This window comes from Deltaproteobacteria bacterium, assembly GCA_016219225.1.
Lineage (GTDB): Bacteria > Desulfobacterota > RBG-13-43-22 > RBG-13-43-22 > RBG-13-43-22 > RBG-13-43-22.
The window spans coordinates 19142-34597 of sequence record JACRBX010000228.1; the positions used below are offsets into that span (position 1 = coordinate 19142).

Annotated in this window: 15 protein-coding genes; 12 read left to right on the forward strand and 3 right to left on the reverse strand. The window is 51.6% G+C overall.

Going from position 1 to position 15456, the window contains the following annotated elements; all coding sequences use genetic code 11:
- Positions 1-43 precede the first annotated feature (43 nt).
- The 8 genes from HY879_19190 (at position 44) to HY879_19225 (ending at position 8282) form a co-directional block, all read left to right on the forward strand.
- Positions 44-1240, forward strand: a complete 1197-nt coding sequence (locus HY879_19190; GenBank protein ID MBI5605462.1) for an ABC transporter substrate-binding protein — start codon at positions 44-46, stop codon at positions 1238-1240.
- Positions 1241-1294: 54 nt separating this feature from the next.
- Positions 1295-2164, forward strand: a complete 870-nt coding sequence (locus HY879_19195) for a branched-chain amino acid ABC transporter permease (protein ID MBI5605463.1) — start codon at positions 1295-1297, stop codon at positions 2162-2164.
- Between the two features lie 19 nt (positions 2165-2183).
- Complete coding sequence (locus HY879_19200) at positions 2184-3164, forward strand: branched-chain amino acid ABC transporter permease (protein ID MBI5605464.1); 981 nt, start codon at positions 2184-2186, stop codon at positions 3162-3164.
- Positions 3165-3168: 4 nt separating this feature from the next.
- Positions 3169-3963, forward strand: coding sequence for an ABC transporter ATP-binding protein (locus HY879_19205; protein MBI5605465.1), 795 nt, complete (start codon positions 3169-3171; stop codon positions 3961-3963).
- A 20-nt stretch (positions 3964-3983) separates the two neighbouring features.
- Positions 3984-4697 (forward strand): ABC transporter ATP-binding protein, encoded by a 714-nt coding sequence (locus tag HY879_19210; GenBank protein ID MBI5605466.1) that lies wholly within the window; start codon positions 3984-3986, stop codon positions 4695-4697.
- A gap of 57 nt (positions 4698-4754) precedes the next feature.
- Positions 4755-6005, forward strand: a complete 1251-nt coding sequence (locus tag HY879_19215) for a Glu/Leu/Phe/Val dehydrogenase (GenBank protein MBI5605467.1) — start codon at positions 4755-4757, stop codon at positions 6003-6005.
- A 307-nt stretch (positions 6006-6312) separates the two neighbouring features.
- Positions 6313-7671 (forward strand): APC family permease, encoded by a 1359-nt coding sequence (locus tag HY879_19220; protein MBI5605468.1) that lies wholly within the window; start codon positions 6313-6315, stop codon positions 7669-7671.
- Positions 7672-7679: 8 nt separating this feature from the next.
- Entirely contained in the window at positions 7680-8282 is a 603-nt protein-coding gene (locus tag HY879_19225) for a DUF3156 family protein (GenBank protein ID MBI5605469.1), read from the forward strand.
- A gap of 266 nt (positions 8283-8548) precedes the next feature.
- Here the strand turns inward: HY879_19225 and HY879_19230 are convergent, their stop codons facing one another.
- A complete protein-coding gene (locus HY879_19230; GenBank protein ID MBI5605470.1) occupies positions 8549-8827 on the reverse strand; it encodes a hypothetical protein in 279 nt (92 codons plus the stop codon).
- 394 nt (positions 8828-9221) lie between these two features.
- Between HY879_19230 and HY879_19235 the strand changes: the two genes are divergently transcribed.
- The 3 genes from HY879_19235 (at position 9222) to HY879_19245 (ending at position 12735) form a co-directional block, all read left to right on the forward strand.
- Positions 9222-9911: a YggS family pyridoxal phosphate-dependent enzyme gene (locus HY879_19235; protein MBI5605471.1), complete on the forward strand. Its 690-nt coding sequence runs from the start codon at positions 9222-9224 to the stop codon at positions 9909-9911.
- Between the two features lie 112 nt (positions 9912-10023).
- A complete protein-coding gene (locus HY879_19240) occupies positions 10024-11274 on the forward strand; it encodes a Glu/Leu/Phe/Val dehydrogenase (protein MBI5605472.1) in 1251 nt (416 codons plus the stop codon).
- Between the two features lie 168 nt (positions 11275-11442).
- On the forward strand, positions 11443-12735 hold the full coding sequence (locus HY879_19245) for a beta-lactamase family protein (protein MBI5605473.1): 1293 nt from the start codon (positions 11443-11445) through the stop codon (positions 12733-12735).
- A 147-nt stretch (positions 12736-12882) separates the two neighbouring features.
- Here the strand turns inward: HY879_19245 and HY879_19250 are convergent, their stop codons facing one another.
- Positions 12883-13644 (reverse strand): response regulator transcription factor, encoded by a 762-nt coding sequence (locus HY879_19250; GenBank protein MBI5605474.1) that lies wholly within the window; start codon positions 13642-13644, stop codon positions 12883-12885.
- A gap of 269 nt (positions 13645-13913) precedes the next feature.
- Between HY879_19250 and HY879_19255 the strand changes: the two genes are divergently transcribed.
- On the forward strand, positions 13914-14108 hold the full coding sequence (locus HY879_19255; GenBank protein ID MBI5605475.1) for a hypothetical protein: 195 nt from the start codon (positions 13914-13916) through the stop codon (positions 14106-14108).
- Between the two features lie 18 nt (positions 14109-14126).
- On the opposite strand, the gene HY879_19260 is transcribed toward HY879_19255, so the two are convergent.
- Positions 14127-15185, reverse strand: a complete 1059-nt coding sequence (locus HY879_19260) for a histidine kinase (protein ID MBI5605476.1) — start codon at positions 15183-15185, stop codon at positions 14127-14129.
- Positions 15186-15456 lie beyond the last annotated feature (271 nt).

Here is a 15456-nt window from a genome sequence, read left to right on the forward strand (position 1 = left end):
ATAGCGCGGTTAACTTTTATTTAATGGAATTCAGGAGGACTTTATGAGACGAAGAAAGGTTCTGGGGGTAGGACTGGCTTTATTTGTTTTCATAGTAGGATTCGTGCTTTTTCCGGGCATAACTCGGGCCGCCGAAACGCTCAAGGTGGGGATGATTATGCCTTTGTCCGGGCCGATCAGTATCGTCGGGGTCGGTTTGACCAGGGCGGTGGAACTTTATTTTGATAAGATCAACGAGGAAGGCGGCCTAAAGTTAGGCGGGAAGACCTACCAGCTCAAATTGATCGCCGAAGATGATAAAACCGATCCCACCGTGGCCGCCGCAGCCGCCAAGAAGCTGGTCTACAAGGACGGGTGCAAATTTGTCTTCGGGGCCATCACCCCCCCCTGCGCCGCCGCCATCTACCAGGTTTGCGCCAAGGCCAAAGCCCTTCATCTGATCACCTGGATCGACGCTCCTGGCTTACCGGGCGATGTCAGCAATAAGAAACCTTATGCCGTCCGGCTCTGCATCTCCTCGGACGCCGGCTGGGAGATGGACTACGATTATCTCAGAGCCACCTGGCCCGAGGCGAAACGGCTATTTATCGTCGTTCCCAACGTGGGCATGCCAATCGATCGGGCTAAGAAGCTGGCCCAGGAACGGGGGCTGGAAGTGGTCGGCGTAGAGACGTGGGACATCGGAACGGCCGATTTCCTGCCCTTTTACACCAAGGCCTTGGCCGCTAAACCGGACGTTATCCAGGCCATGTGTTCGGCCCAATCCGGCTACCAGCTCCGGGCCGCTCGCCAGTTAGGCTATAAGGGAGCCTTCATCTCTGATGCCCCCACAGCGCCGGCGCTCATTCTTTCTCTGGTCGGTCCGGAGGGAGCGGACAAGGTCATCAGCAATGGCATGGACCTGGGACACCCGACGCCAAGCATGCAGGAGTGCATGGACCGTTGGAAAAAGAAATATAAGGAGCCCTTCTTCTCCGACTCGATCATCACCTGGGCTGAGGCCGAGGTTTTCATCCAGGCCCTTAAAAAGGCTAATAGCATCATGCCGGAAAAAGTAGTCGCCGCCTTTGACGCGATGACCGCGCCGGGCAGCTTCCAGACGGCCTTCGGTCCGGGCAACATGGGCGGGAAGAACCGTTTAGGGGTCAACCGGGTCGTAGTTCGCCCCATGCCGATCAGTCGATTGGATAAAGGGGAAATATCTTTTGTCGGCTTCAAGATGCCTGTGGTCGATAAATAGCCAATCCAATGGCGGCCCGGAAGGAACCTCTCCTCCGGGCCGGAGGGTAGCATCTTGGAAATTTCGCCGGCCTTAATCTGGCAAGGGACAATCAACGGGCTGGCCCTGGGGTGGATCTATGTCCTCATGGCCCTCGGTTTGACCCTGATCTTCGGCATCATGCACATCATGCAGTTCGCCCACGGCGAAATCTACATGATCGGAGCCTATATTGTTTATTACCTGATCGCCTCTTTCGGGCTGCCCCTTGTTTTAGCCACCCTCATATCCATGCTGGCCATGGCTTTAACCGGTGTATTTCTGGAGCGGTTTTTATTTCGTCGGCTCAAGGGGCAGATCTTGTCGGCCATTGTGGCCACCACTGGCCTGACCCTGATTATTCAAAGCGGGGCAGTTGTCCTGTTCGGCCTCTACGAACGCTCTATCCCTTTGCTGGCCACCGGCCCCCTGACCCTGTTGGGCAGCGCCGTTCCCAAGGACAGGATCGTCGCCGTAGCCGTATCTGTCATCCTGAGTCTGTCCCTCTATGTTTTTCTGAGGAAGACCAAATACGGCCAGGCCATGGTGGCCAGCGCCCAGAGCCCCGAGGGGGCTATTCTGCAGGGTATCGGCCCGGATAAGATGGCCGCTCTGGCCATGGTCATCGGCTGTGCCCTGGCCGCCGCGGGCGGCATGCTGGCCGGATCACTTTTCGCCTTGAGCCCCTACATGGGTTTAGCGCCCCTGGTCAAGGGGCTGGTTATCATCGTCCTGGGCGGCATGGGCAGCCTGGCCGGGGCTTTTCTTGCCGGGATGATCCTTGGCTTGATTGACGGGCTGGTGCCCATCCTTTTCGGGCATGCCTGGGCGGCCATCGGGCCGCTGCTCCTCGTAATCCTCGTTCTGGTAGTAAAACCACAGGGACTGTTCGGGCATGCGGAATAATCGTTCTGTAAAGGCGTTCATGGGCTTTGGATCGGCGGTTGTGGTCATCGCTGCACCCCTGTTCCTGGATAGCCAGTATTGGACCTCGGCCCTGACCGTAATAGCCATCAACGTCCTTTTAACAGCCAGCCTGCGAACGGTTACCCTGATCGGGGAGTTCTCCCTCGGTCATGCCGGCTTCATGCTCGTCGGCGCTTATACCGCCGGGCTTTTATCGATGCAGGCCGGTCTGCCTTTCGGGGTGACGGTGCCGGCCGGAGCGCTTCTGGCCGGATGCCTGGCCTTGGCTCTGGGCTTCCCTTTCATGCGCGTCAAGGGCATTTATTTCGCCATCCTGACTGTGGTCACCTCAGAAAGCTTGCGGGTTTTGGCCTGGAATTGGGAAAGTCTGACAGGCGGTTCCAAGGGCCTGGTCGGTATTCCGGAACCGGGGACGATATCTATCCCCACCTGGGGCGAAGTCAATCTCGGCGATTTTTTAGCCTACTACTACCTGGTCGTCATCGTGGTCTCTGCAGGTCTGGCTATCCTCTATCTTCTGGAAAGATCCAGACTCGGGTTTACCTGGCTGGCCATCCGGGAAGCGGACAAACTGGCCGGGGCGGTCGGGATCAACGTCTCCTGGTATAAGATCATCTGTTTCAGCACGGCCAGCTTCTTCGCCGGTCTGGGGGGGGCCCTCATCGCCTATCAGGAACAGGCCATCAGCGCCGACCAAAATGCTACTTTCGGGGTAATGCAAACGATCTACCTCCTGGTTTATATGATCGTTGGCGGCGAACGGCGCTTCTCCGGACCGATTGTTGGCGCGGTCCTCCTGTCTTTGTTGGCTGAATTCACGCGATCGGTTCAGCACTATCAGCCGATGATTATTGGGGCCACCGCTCTCGCCGTGGTTCTGTTTCTACGTCAGGGTCTGGTCGTTCTTCCGATCAGGATTCTCACCCTCTGGTCCAATTCCTCATCAGGCGTCCGGTCGGCCCGGACAGGGCAGGAGTAAACCTATGGCGCTGCTTTTAGTTGAAGGTTTAACCAAGCTGTTCGGCGGTCTGGCGGCAGTCGTCGATCTGGACTTGAGACTTGACCCGGGTCAGATCATCGGCTTGATCGGTCCCAACGGGGCGGGCAAGTCGACCGTTTTAAACATGATTGGTGGAACGTATTTGCCGAACAAGGGCCGAATCACTTTTAACGGCCTGGAGATTTCTCGCCGACCGGCCCACTATCGGGCCCGGTTGGGGATCGCTCGAGTCTTTCAAGAGAATATCCTCTTCAAAGAGTTGACTGTCCAGGAAAACGTCATGGTCGGCTTCCATCTTCAACACCGGATGAGTCTTTCTGAATTTTTTCGCTTCTCTCCCAGCCGGACCGGTTATGGGGAAAAGTTCCTGGCCCAAGGCCGGGCACTGCTGGAGCAGGTCGGACTGACCGGCGACCTGGAAACTACCGCCGGCAACCTGCCCCACGGGAGGCAGCGTATCCTGAGCCTGGCCATCGGCCGGGCGACCGGGGCCCGACTGCTGCTGCTGGATGAGCCGTTGACCGGTCTGAATGCCGAGGAAATTTCCACCATGTCCGACCTCATCCGGACGATGAAGAGGGATCACGGTCTTACCTGTTTAGTGGTGGAGCATAATGTCAAGGCAATCATGGGGCTGTGCGACCGCATTTACGTGTTGGACTTCGGCTGTCGGATCGCCGAGGGGACTCCAGATGAGATCGCCCGGCACCCTCAGGTCATCAAGGCTTACTTAGGGGCTGAAGAGGATTCGGACTGGGCCGGGCGGCTGACCGCCTGAGTGCCCTGAAGGAAGGAGGAATGAACGCACTGCTTACGATCACCGATCTTAAGGTCCGGTATGGAGGAGCCGAGGTACTCAAGGGCGTCTCCCTTACAGTGGGAGAAGGCGAAATCGTGATGTTGATCGGCTCCAACGGTGCCGGGAAGACGACCACGCTGAGGACCATTTCCGGCCTGAAGCGGGCCTGCTCCGGAGAGGTACTCTTCGAAGACCGACGGATCGATTTCCTGAGCCCTCAAGATACGGTCAAGGCCGGCATCGGCCATGTGCCTCAAGGTCGGGCCCTTTTCCCCTACTTACCGGTGAAGGAAAACCTTCTGCTCGGAGCCTATCTGAGACAAAACCGGGGGGCCATCACTCGGGACATGGAAAGGGTCTTCGAACATTTTCCCGTTCTGGGGGACCGCAAGCGTCAATTGGCTGGCACCCTCTCCGGGGGCGAACAGCAAATGTTGGCCATCGCTCGGGCGTTAATGGGCCGGCCCAAATTACTAATGCTTGACGAACCGTCCCTGGCTTTATCGCCGATTTTGATCCGGGAGATCGGCCGGGTAGTCGTCGAAATCAACCGGGCAGGGACCAGTATCTTATTGGTCGAACAAAATGCCCACCTGGCCTTCAGCCTGGCTCAACGGGGCTATGTATTGGAGACCGGGCAAATCGTCGAATCCGGGTCAACGGCCGAACTAATGAGTGATAACCGGGTTAAACGGGCCTACCTTGGCAGGTAACTTGTTATTAGGCACTATAAATCGAAATTTATTTATAGAGATTTAAGGAGGAAAATCATGCCGTCTTTGAACTCTTTTGAAATTGCCCAGCAACAGGTGGACATTGCCAGTCCCTTTTTAAAGGTGGACGATGGAATCCTGGACATGCTCAAACAAACCAAACGGGAACTGGTGGTCCATTTTCCTGTAAAAATGGACGATGGAAAGACCCAGATCTTTACAGGATATCGGATCCTCCACAATCCGGCCTTAGGACCGGGAAAAGGAGGTATCCGCTACCATCCTGATGTAAATTTGGACGAAGTCCGTGCCCTGTCCATGTGGATGACCTGGAAGGCCGCCGCGGTTAACATTCCCTTTGGCGGGGCCAAAGGAGGGGTCCGGTGCAATCCTAAAGAGATGTCCCTCTCCGAGATAGAAAGATTGACCCGCCGGTTTACCTGGGAAATCGCCAGTTTTATAGGGCCGGATAGCGACATCCCGGCTCCGGATGTTAATACCAACCCCCAGACCATGGCCTGGATCATGGACACCTATAGTATCCTCAAAGGCTATTCCGTACCAGGGATGGTTACCGGCAAGCCCCTTGAGTTGGGCGGTTCGGTGGGCCGCTTAGAGGCCACGGGGAGAGGGGTTTTTATTTCCGCTCTTGAAGCGGCCCGTCATCTGGGCTTGAAGATCGAAGGGTCCCGGGTAGCCATCCAGGGTGCCGGAAATGTCGGGGGCATAGCCGCCCAATATTTTCATTCGGCCGGGGCCAAGGTTATCGCCATCAGCGATTCCAAGGGGGGCCTTTATAATCCCGATGGACTGGATCTCGTTGAGACCTTATCCTGCAAACGCAACTATCAGTGTTTTTTGACCGATGTCGTCAAAGCTGATTCGATCACCAACCATGAGCTGTTGGAGATCGATTGCGATATTTTAATTCCCGCCGCCTTAGAGAACCAGATTACCGGAGAGAACGCCCCCAGGCTTCGGTGTCGATTAGTAGCCGAAGGAGCCAACGGGCCGACTACACCCGAAGCCGATGCCATCCTTTTTGATCGAGGCATTTTTTTGATTCCCGATATCCTGGCCAATGCCGGCGGGGTTACGGTTTCTTATTTCGAATGGGTCCAGAATCTCCAGGAACTCCTCTGGAGTGAAGAGGAGGTATCAAATCGTCTTCAAAGGATCATGTCCAAAGCCTTTAAGGAAATCCTGGAGATTTCCCTGAAGGAAAAGGTCCACATGCGCACAGCGGCCTATATCCTGGCCATAGGTCGCGTTGCCAAGGCCATATCCTTGAGAGGGCTTTTCCCCTGAAACCGTCCGGGGAGAAGACATCATGGTTTTGTTCCGAGAGGGGAAGAAATGCCAAGCTGTGACCAAAGCTCCAGTAAGGTTTAAACTGGATGCCAGCGGCTGTTATCTCACGGACCTCATCACTTTTGGAGAAACGTCGAGTCTGGTCTTCACCGAATCAGGGAAAGGATGAGCCATGTTTGTTTCTTTGATCAGAATAATATGAGTTTTGAGGGGAGGTAGTAACATTTTCAGAAAGGATCTGCCATTAGGCCTGACGTGAACATTTCAGCGAAGAGCAACGATTGTTAACGATAAGGAGATTATCATGGAAGAACTTAGAAAGGGAGTACTCGGTTTTCCATCTCTGCTTTCAGTAGCCGTGGGGCTGGTGGTGGCTTCCACCACCCTGGTTTCTCTTTGCCAGGGAATGGGACTGGGAGGTTATGGCTTTATCCTGGCCATGCTTATTGCCTGGGTCCTTATGATCTTTCAAGCCTTCACCTTTAGTGAACTGGCTATCGCTATGCCCCGGGCCGGAAGTATCAGCTCCTATACTGAAGTCGCCCTCGGACATTTTCCCGCCATTATTGCCACCATCGCCGGATATATCATCGTTCAGCTCCTGGCCGGACCGGCGGAGATCGCCGTGGCCAGCATCGTCATGAAAAATGTTTTTTTCCCCGGGCTCTCCCCTACCTTGATCGGCATTCTCATGTTACTGCTTTTTATGCTACTAAACCTGCTGGGTGTTGATGTCTTTGCCAAGGCTGAAATTATTTTTACCATCATCAAGATTATTACCGTGGCCGTGATCGGAATCGTTGGGATCGTTGCCCTTGGAAATCCTCAGATAAAATATGTCGCCCCTTCGTTGGGAATAACGGACGTATTCGGTTTTGTCGCTCTCGGGGTCTGGTTACTCATCGGCACCGAATTTATCTGTCCCTTAGTGGAAGAGGCCAAAAACCCCAGAAGGGATTTGCCCCTGGCCATGATTGTCGGACTGGTTATCATCTTGTTGTTAAATCTTGTTTTTGGCATTGCTGCGGTCCGCTTTGTTCCCATGAATATTCTATCGACCTCGCCCACTCCCCATGTGGATGTCGCCTCGGCTATCCTGGGGAAGGCCGGTTTATACTGGGCCGGAATTGCCTCCTTTTTTGCCACGGCCGGCGTGATCAATACCCTTTTGGCTTCCGTCCCGAGGATGCTTTATGGCATGGCCCATGCCGGCCAGGTCCCCTCTATCTTCAAATGGCTCCACCCGCGATTCCGTACTCCCTGGGTAGGTATTATTATTCTGGGGTTTGGCATGTTTATTCAGATCTTAATCGGCATATCGACCGTGGAGACCATTGTCGTATTTATTGTTGCCTCTGCTTTTTCCTGGCTCCTGGCCTACATCATCGCCCATGTCGACGCCCTTATCTTGAGAGCCCGATATCCTAATCTGGAGCGTCCCTTTAAAACGCCCTTTTTCCCTGTACCTCAAATCCTGGGTATTTTGGGAATCATCTTGGTGATGATCTTTATTTTTCCGGATCCGAAGATGAAAATGGAAATTTATCAGTATGCCCTTTATTTTCTGGGGGGTGGCGGTATCTACGCCTTCCTCTGGTGCACCTTAAAAATGAAAAAAGGCCTGTTCAGGCCCGTAAAATATGAAGAAGCGCTGAAAGAATAAATCCTTCAATGAACCTTGATAAGAATCTAATCCCATTTCTGCGGACCGATTCGGAATATTTCATTCAAAATTTGGGAGAACCCCAGGAAAACGGGGAGGGGTTCTCCTTTCCGGTTCAAAACCTTCCTTTCTCCAGTTTTAAAATCCATTATGGCCTGGAGAAAAAATTTCTCGGAAAGATTTACGTCATGGTCCTGGAAGGACAATTTCCGGGAAAGCGGCCTTTCTCCGCTCCAGAAGACCTTGAACTTCGTTATTCCGGTTTCATAAAAAAAGGAAGGCCTTTTTTTTCCCCGCCGGGTTCCAAAGAAATGGGAAACAATCGAGATGGAGTGGACCAACTCCTGAATCAAGATCAAGGCCTTCTTGAGGAATGTTGGAAATTGGAGATCGAATTTCTAAAAATACGATTTGATCCCCAGAACCAGATTTGGAAAATTCAGGTCAGACCTTATGGCGGCTCCTTTCTTAAAATTTTACTACCTCCCCTGAAATATCATGTCATTCTGATCAAGGACCAAGCGGTGCTCATCTTTTCCGTGATGAAGAAGATAGCCCACTTATTAACTAATCGTTTCCACCGAGATTCCGGAAATTCCGGAGCCCGATGAATCACCGGAATCCTTCTCCAGACGCCTGGCCAGAAGGAAAACAGAGCTTGTTTCCGCCGTCTATTTCAATCAATCGGTTTTAGGAGGCGACACTGTGGGAATCCCGGAAGGATCTCTATTTGGTAAACCCGGTTCCACCCCTATTTCCGCTCGGTCGGATATTTTTTTCGATCCCATTCAACCCAGCCGCCTTTCAGGGCGTAGACTTTATTAAATCCCAGATGAACTAGTTCCTGTGCCACACGGGCACTGGTCGCTTCATCATCTCAAGCGCAGTAAAGAACAATGGTTTTCTCCTTGGCATATTTAGGCGCCCAGGTCTTCACATCCTCCGGATCTTCCCGAACCGCCCCTTTGATTTGTTTCATCTTCATCTTTCGATCCAATGCGATCCGGACATCAATAATCACCCAGTCCGGATTTCCAAGCATCGGTTTGAGTTCCTCTTTGCTGATTCGAGGGATATCCACAGCCCCTGCGCTTACGACCCGGACCCCCAAAACCATAAAGACCATCGCCATCCAAACCATCACCTTTTTTACCATCTTTTTCCTGCCTTTCCTGTATATAGCATCCTAAAAATTTCACCATACGTCATTTCGAGAGAATCTAAACAAAATCCAATGGCTTTCCTTATTACTTTAAAACCCATTATGGATAAAATCAACTTCTTTAAATAGGCCGGGATCCGTTCTGCCCGTTGTTTCAATTTACCCGGATCAACGGGGTGGTGGCCGAAAAATTAAAAGGCCGGACTGTTTTTGTCCTTGACCCCCTTGCCTGCCTCATTTTATACTGATTTAAATTAGGACGCTGATTTTCGCCGATACCCGCAGATAACTATTCTTTATATTCAAAATCTTGACAATCTGCGTCGATCTGCGTCCAAAAAGGAAATTCTTATACCATCCAGTTAGAAAACCTTATGTTAGAAAAGATATGACCATGGATGCCTTGCCCGACAGCATCGAACAGGTACGCAACAGAATCGAATCGGCCTGCCTGCGATCAAAAAGAAGGAAGGAAGATATCCTTCTGATCGCCGTAACCAAAACCATTCTGGTCGAACGTATCCAACAGGCCCTGTCGGAAGGATTGACCCATTTTGGAGAGAACTATATCCAAGAAGCCCAGCAAAAGATCGACTCCATCCAGCAGGGGACCTGGCATTTTATCGGCCATCTGCAAAAGAATAAGGCCAAATATGCGGTCAAACTCTTTTCCATGATCGAAACGGTCGATCATGCCGCCCTGGCTCAGGAATTAAATCGTCAGGCCTTGCAGGCCGGGAAAACCCTGGAGATTCTCATCCAGGTCAATGAGGCCGGGGAATCCACCAAATCCGGATTACCCCCCGAACAGGTTCCCTCCCTATTACAAGAAAGCCCGGCCTGGCCGGCCTTACGCATCCGGGGGTTCATGACCATGCCGCCCTATGATCCCGACCCGGAAAAATCCCGGCCCTGGTTTCGCTCGCTTTATCATTGGCAGGCAAAATGGCGGCAAGAATTCCCCGAAATGGACCTGACCCATCTTTCCATGGGCATGTCTCATGATTTCGAATGCGCCATCGAAGAAGGGGCAACCATCATCCGGGTGGGTACGGCCCTCTTTGGGTCCAGGGCGTGATGAAAACAAATGCGGATTTCGGAATTCGGAATGCGGAGTTCGGAATTAATACTCAATCCCGAACCCTGACCCCCGACTTCCGATCCCAGAAAAATCCGAAAGGAAGACTTTTATGGAAACGCTGAATTCGTTCCAGATCGCTCAGGAGCAGGTCGAAATTGCCAGTCGCTATCTCCAGGTGGATGAAGGCGTCATAGAGATGCTTAAACAGACCAAACGTGAGGTGATCGTTCATTTTCCGGTAAAAATGGATGATGGCAAGATGCGGATCTTTACCGGTTACCGGGTGGTCCATTCTCCGGCCCGGGGCCCGGCCAAAGGCGGGATCCGCTATCATCCGGATGTGGATCTGGATGAAGTCCGCGCCCTGGCCATGTGGATGACCTGGAAGACGGCCGTAGTGAATATCCCTTTTGGAGGGGCCAAAGGCGGGGTCCAATGCGATGTCAAGGAAATGTCCTTAAAAGAAGTGGAAAATATGACCCGGCGCTTCACCTGGGAAATTGCCCCTTTTATCGGGCCGGAGAGTGATATCCCGGCCCCTGATGTCTATACCAATCCCCAGGTCATGGCCTGGATCATGGATACCTACAGCATTCTCAAGGGATACTCCGTCCCCGGGGTGGTTACCGGCAAACCGATCGATTTAGGGGGCTCATTAGGCCGGTTGGAGGCCACCGGGAAAGGGGTTTTCATTACGGCCTCCGAAGCGGCCCGTCTTCTCGGATTATCCATAGAAGGGGCCAGGGTAGCCATCCAGGGGGCCGGCAATGTCGGGGGCATAGCGGCCCAATTTTTTCAGGCCGCCGGAGCCAAGGTCGTGGCCATCAGTGATTCCAAGGGGGGCCTTTATAATCCCAAAGGTCTCGATATCCATCAGGCCTTATCCTGCAAAAAACAATACCAGTGTTTCCTGACCGACAAAGTCCATTCCGATGCGATCAGCAACCAGGAACTCTTGGAGCTGGATTGCGATATTTTGGTTCCCTCCGCTTTAGAGAATCAAATCACCACCGGGAATGCCGCAAAGCTCCAGTGCCGCATGATTGTGGAAGGGGCCAACGGACCGACCACCCCCGAGGCCGATGCCATCCTCTTTGGTCGGGGAATTTTTGTGGTCCCGGATATCCTGGCCAACGCCGGAGGGGTTACCGTTTCTTATTTTGAATGGGTCCAGAATCTCCAGGAGCTTCTCTGGAGTGAAGACGAGGTATCGGACCGCCTCCAGAAAATCCTGTGCCGGGCCTTCCGGGAAACCCTGGAGATTTCTGAGAAGGAAAAGGTCAACATGCGGACGGCCGCCTACATTTTGGGGGTGGGGCGGGTGGCCAAGGCGGTGCAGCTTCGGGGAATCTACCCATGATAAAAGGAGCCTGAAAACGGGCCTGAATTAGGACGCAGATTTTCGCCGATATCCGCAGATCACCATTCTGTATATTCAAAATCTTGTCAATCTGCGTCAATCTGCGTCCAAAAAAAAAATTCCTATACTATCAGGTTAGTTTTTCATATCCAAACGAGGAGGTCGGTCATGAGAATCAGAAAAATTTATCTAACCAGGAATCGGTTGATCTTCACCCTGCTGTTAATCTCGGTCTGCATTGCTTTCCCCTCTTTGGCAAAGGATACTTCGAAGGGCTTCCCTCTGGTTAAACCGGAGGCGGTCGGTCTCTCTTCCGAACGTCTGGAAAGGATTGATAGCGTCTTAAAAGCCGACGTCGACCAGGGGAAAATCAATGGTGCGGTGCTCCTGATAGCGCGGAAGGGAAGAATCGCCTACTTCAAGAATTTCGGCACCCGGGATGCCGAAAAAAAGTTGCCCATGGAAAAAGACTCGCTATTCCGCGTTTACTCCATGACCAAATCCGTCATTGCCGTGGCGACCTCTATCTTATTGGAAGAAGGAAAGCTGTTGCTTTCCGACCCGGTCGCCAAATACATCCCCTCTTTTAAGGATATCCAGGTGGGGGAGATCAAAAAAGACGAAACGGGCAAAGAAGTACTGACCCTGGTGAAACCAAAAAATGTGATGACCATCCAGGATCTTCTCTTACATACTTCGGGATTGACCTATTGGTTCTTTCCTCCCCAAGCGGTGCAAACCCTGTATCTGCAAGCCGGGATGAACAATCTCACTAATTTAACCAATGCCGAAGTCTGTGAGAAATTGGCCAAACTACCCCTGGTCGCCCACCCGGGGACCCGATACCAATACGGTCGATCTTATGATGTCTTGGGCCGGGTCCTGGAGGTTGTTTCCGGCATGCCTCTGGACAAATTCCTTGAAGAACGTATTTTCAAACCGTTGAACATGAAAGATACCGGATTCCCGGTAGAAGGAAAAGGGGTGGACCGTCTGGTTTACCTGGACCCCAAATGGCCCCTCTACACCGATCCGACCAAACCGCAAAAATTTTTAAGCGGGGGCGGCGGTCTGGTATCGACGACCATGGACTATGCCCGTTTTGCCCAGATGCTTCTCAATGGCGGTCAATTGGAAGGCAAACGACTGCTGGGCCCAAGGACCGTAGCCTTCATGACCTCGGATTATTTGGGGCCCCTGGGCAACCGCGACGATGCCCTGTATGTACCCGGTCGTGGTTATGGAGGCGGCTTCGATTTTTATGTTCGCCTGGCAATAGGACAGGCCTACTTTCCCGGTAATGCCGGCGAGTATTACAAAGGCGGGGCCGCCGGGACCATTTTCTGGGTCGATCCCAAAGAAGACCTGGTTGCGGTTTTCATGGTCAATACGCCGACCCTCAGAGAACATTACCGGTTCTTGATAAAGACCCTGATTGTCCAGGCGATCCTCAATTATTAGACAGGATTTACTGGATTACCTGGATTTTGTGCCTTTCCGGAAGAAAGGCACAAACGAATCTTTTGAATCCCCCCAAGACCGCCTGTTCATGAATAATCCCGGTTCGACGGGGCCGGATTTAGCCGGACGGCAGAGCAATACTATCAGCTACATTTGTTTAAAAAGATGGATGAAATTTCGGCTCACGGTGAGCAACTCGGACCTCCCCTTCAATTTTAAAGCCCCACGGCCGGTTAAGGAACGGCTGACTTGATCGATTTTCGATAAGTTTACTATGCAACTTCGGTGGATCTGCCAAAATTGGGTTGGGTCCAGTTCCTGGACCAATTCTTTGATGCTTTTTCGAATCAAAGACTCCCCATCTTTGGTGATAACCAGGGTGTATTTGTCTTCGGCCTGGAAGTAATCCACTTCCTCTACCGGGATCAGGCGGATACTATCTTTATATTGAGTCCTGACCCATCGCAGAAAATCAACAGGTCCTTTCCTTTTTAAGGAGGAAAGGACCTGGTCCACAATCTCGCTCAGTCCGGTGGAAGGCTCCGGGGAAGCGTTGATTTGTTTTTTGAGACGCTCGGCGGTCCGGGCCAATCTCTTTTTGGAAACCGGTTTGACCAGATAATCCACCGCTTCTCGTTCAAAGGCCTCCACCGCATACTGATCATAGGCGGTTACAAAAACGATGCGGCAGACCCCGGCGATTTTTTGGGCCGCCTCCAGGCCGGAAAGACCGGGCATCCGGATATCCAGAAAAGCAATCTGTGGATGCTCCGATTCCACTAAATCCAGGGCTTCCTGGCCATTTTTAGCCTCCCCGCAAATGATCAGCTCCGGCCAAACCTCGGCCAATAAAGATCTGAGGTAGGTTCTCAATTCTCTTTCGTCGTCGGCGATTATGGCTTTATAGATCATTTCAGGATCTCATTATATTCCGTCGTTAGGTCGTCATTATCTTAATCCGTCTTTCCTTTTCTAACAAGATCTATTCTTTTCCTTTTCAGATTTTAGATTCTAAGACTCGCAATCTGCGCATTTATCCCTCACTTTTTCAGGGGAGTATAAGGATAAAATACGTAATATTTTTTAAAAAAATACTGTCTTTATCGTATTTACGCAAAAGGTTTATTGAAATTAATATATATACTACGGGAACGCGTTAGAAAGTCGAGGAATCACTAATGAAAAAATATTTAGCCTTTATATTATTGCTGGTAATCGCTGGATCATCCGGTTGTTATTATCACGGTCGAGGTCATCACGACCAGGGTTATTATTATAATCGAGGAAGCCAATACGGTTATTACGACCGCGAACGGGGCCGCAATTTAGAACCCCAGGATTGGGATCTTTTGCCCGATTTCTATAAATATTGAAACTTTATTCCCTGAGGACTACTCCGCCTTCGGCACTTCGATAATCACTATGACCCCGCTGGGCTTGTTCTCTTCCAGGATCAACCGTCCCTTGTCTCCATAAAGCAGTCTTAGCCGTTCCCGCACATTACCTATGCCCACGCCGGCCTCAAAGTAGGCATGAAATCCTATGCCATTATCCTTAATTTCTATTCTGATGAAACCATCCCCTTCTTCGGCCTTGATCAGAATCTCTCCTCCTTCGATTTTGGGATCCAGTCCGTGTTTTACGGCATTTTCAACCAGAGGCTGCAGCAACATGGGCGGAAAGGGCTGTTGTCTGAGGGCATCGGAAATTTCAATCCGGAAATGGAGTCTTTCATCCATTCGAATCTTCAGGATATTAAGATAGGCCTTGATGATCTCCATCTCCTGCCCCAGGGTAATCAGGTCATGGCGTGTCCTGGAGAGCGAAGTGCGCAGGTAATGAATCAGGTCCTCCAGCATGGACTTGCCCTTGGTCCGGTCGGTGTCTATCAGACTCAGGATATTGGACAAGGTATTGAATAGAAAATGGGGTTCGATCTGGGCCTGGAGCAGACGCAAGTTGGCCTCCAGGGCTTCTTTCTCTTTGGAAAGGCGCTGTATCCTTTCCTGCTGAATTTCCTCTTTGGTGACTTTTAACTCGGCCTTGGAAAAGAAAAAATAACTGACAATGCTGCCGAAGGTGATAGCCAATACGATCATCTGAAGTAAACTCTTCGGCGCCTGGGCCAAGGGGATGGAAAATACCTGCCGGAGGACAAAAGGGCCTATTTGCATACCGGACAGGGTGCCACCGGCCACTCCGATGATTAATATAAAAATAAAAGAGGCCGGTTTGACCGGTTTAAACATCCAGAGTAAAACCATAATAATTGAACAAATGGAAATCCCGAAGGATTGGGAGATGACCAGATTGACCAGAAAGGTCCCACCAATCCCAGTCAGGGTTAAGAAGAGGCCGATCAAAGCGGATATGATCATGGTATAGAAGAGGTCAAGAAAAATATTTCTGGGGGTGATATAATTCCCGATAAAATCCACTTTTAAGGCCACCCTTGAGTCACCTGACTGTTTGCATCTTATCATTCCGGAAAATCCCCTCTCAAATCCTGGTAATCCTGTAAATCCTGTTTAAAAGGTCAATTGCACGCCGATCATCCATTGAAAATCCAGAATGCTCCCGAACTCGCTATCCTTGCTCCCCCCATTTACAGTACCAACGGAGAACAACTCCCAATGATTACCCAGTGAATATGACACAAGGGAGGTGAATTGACAAGATCCGTCATCCAGATTCTGGGTCCAACGCAAGGTCAGGTCGAGG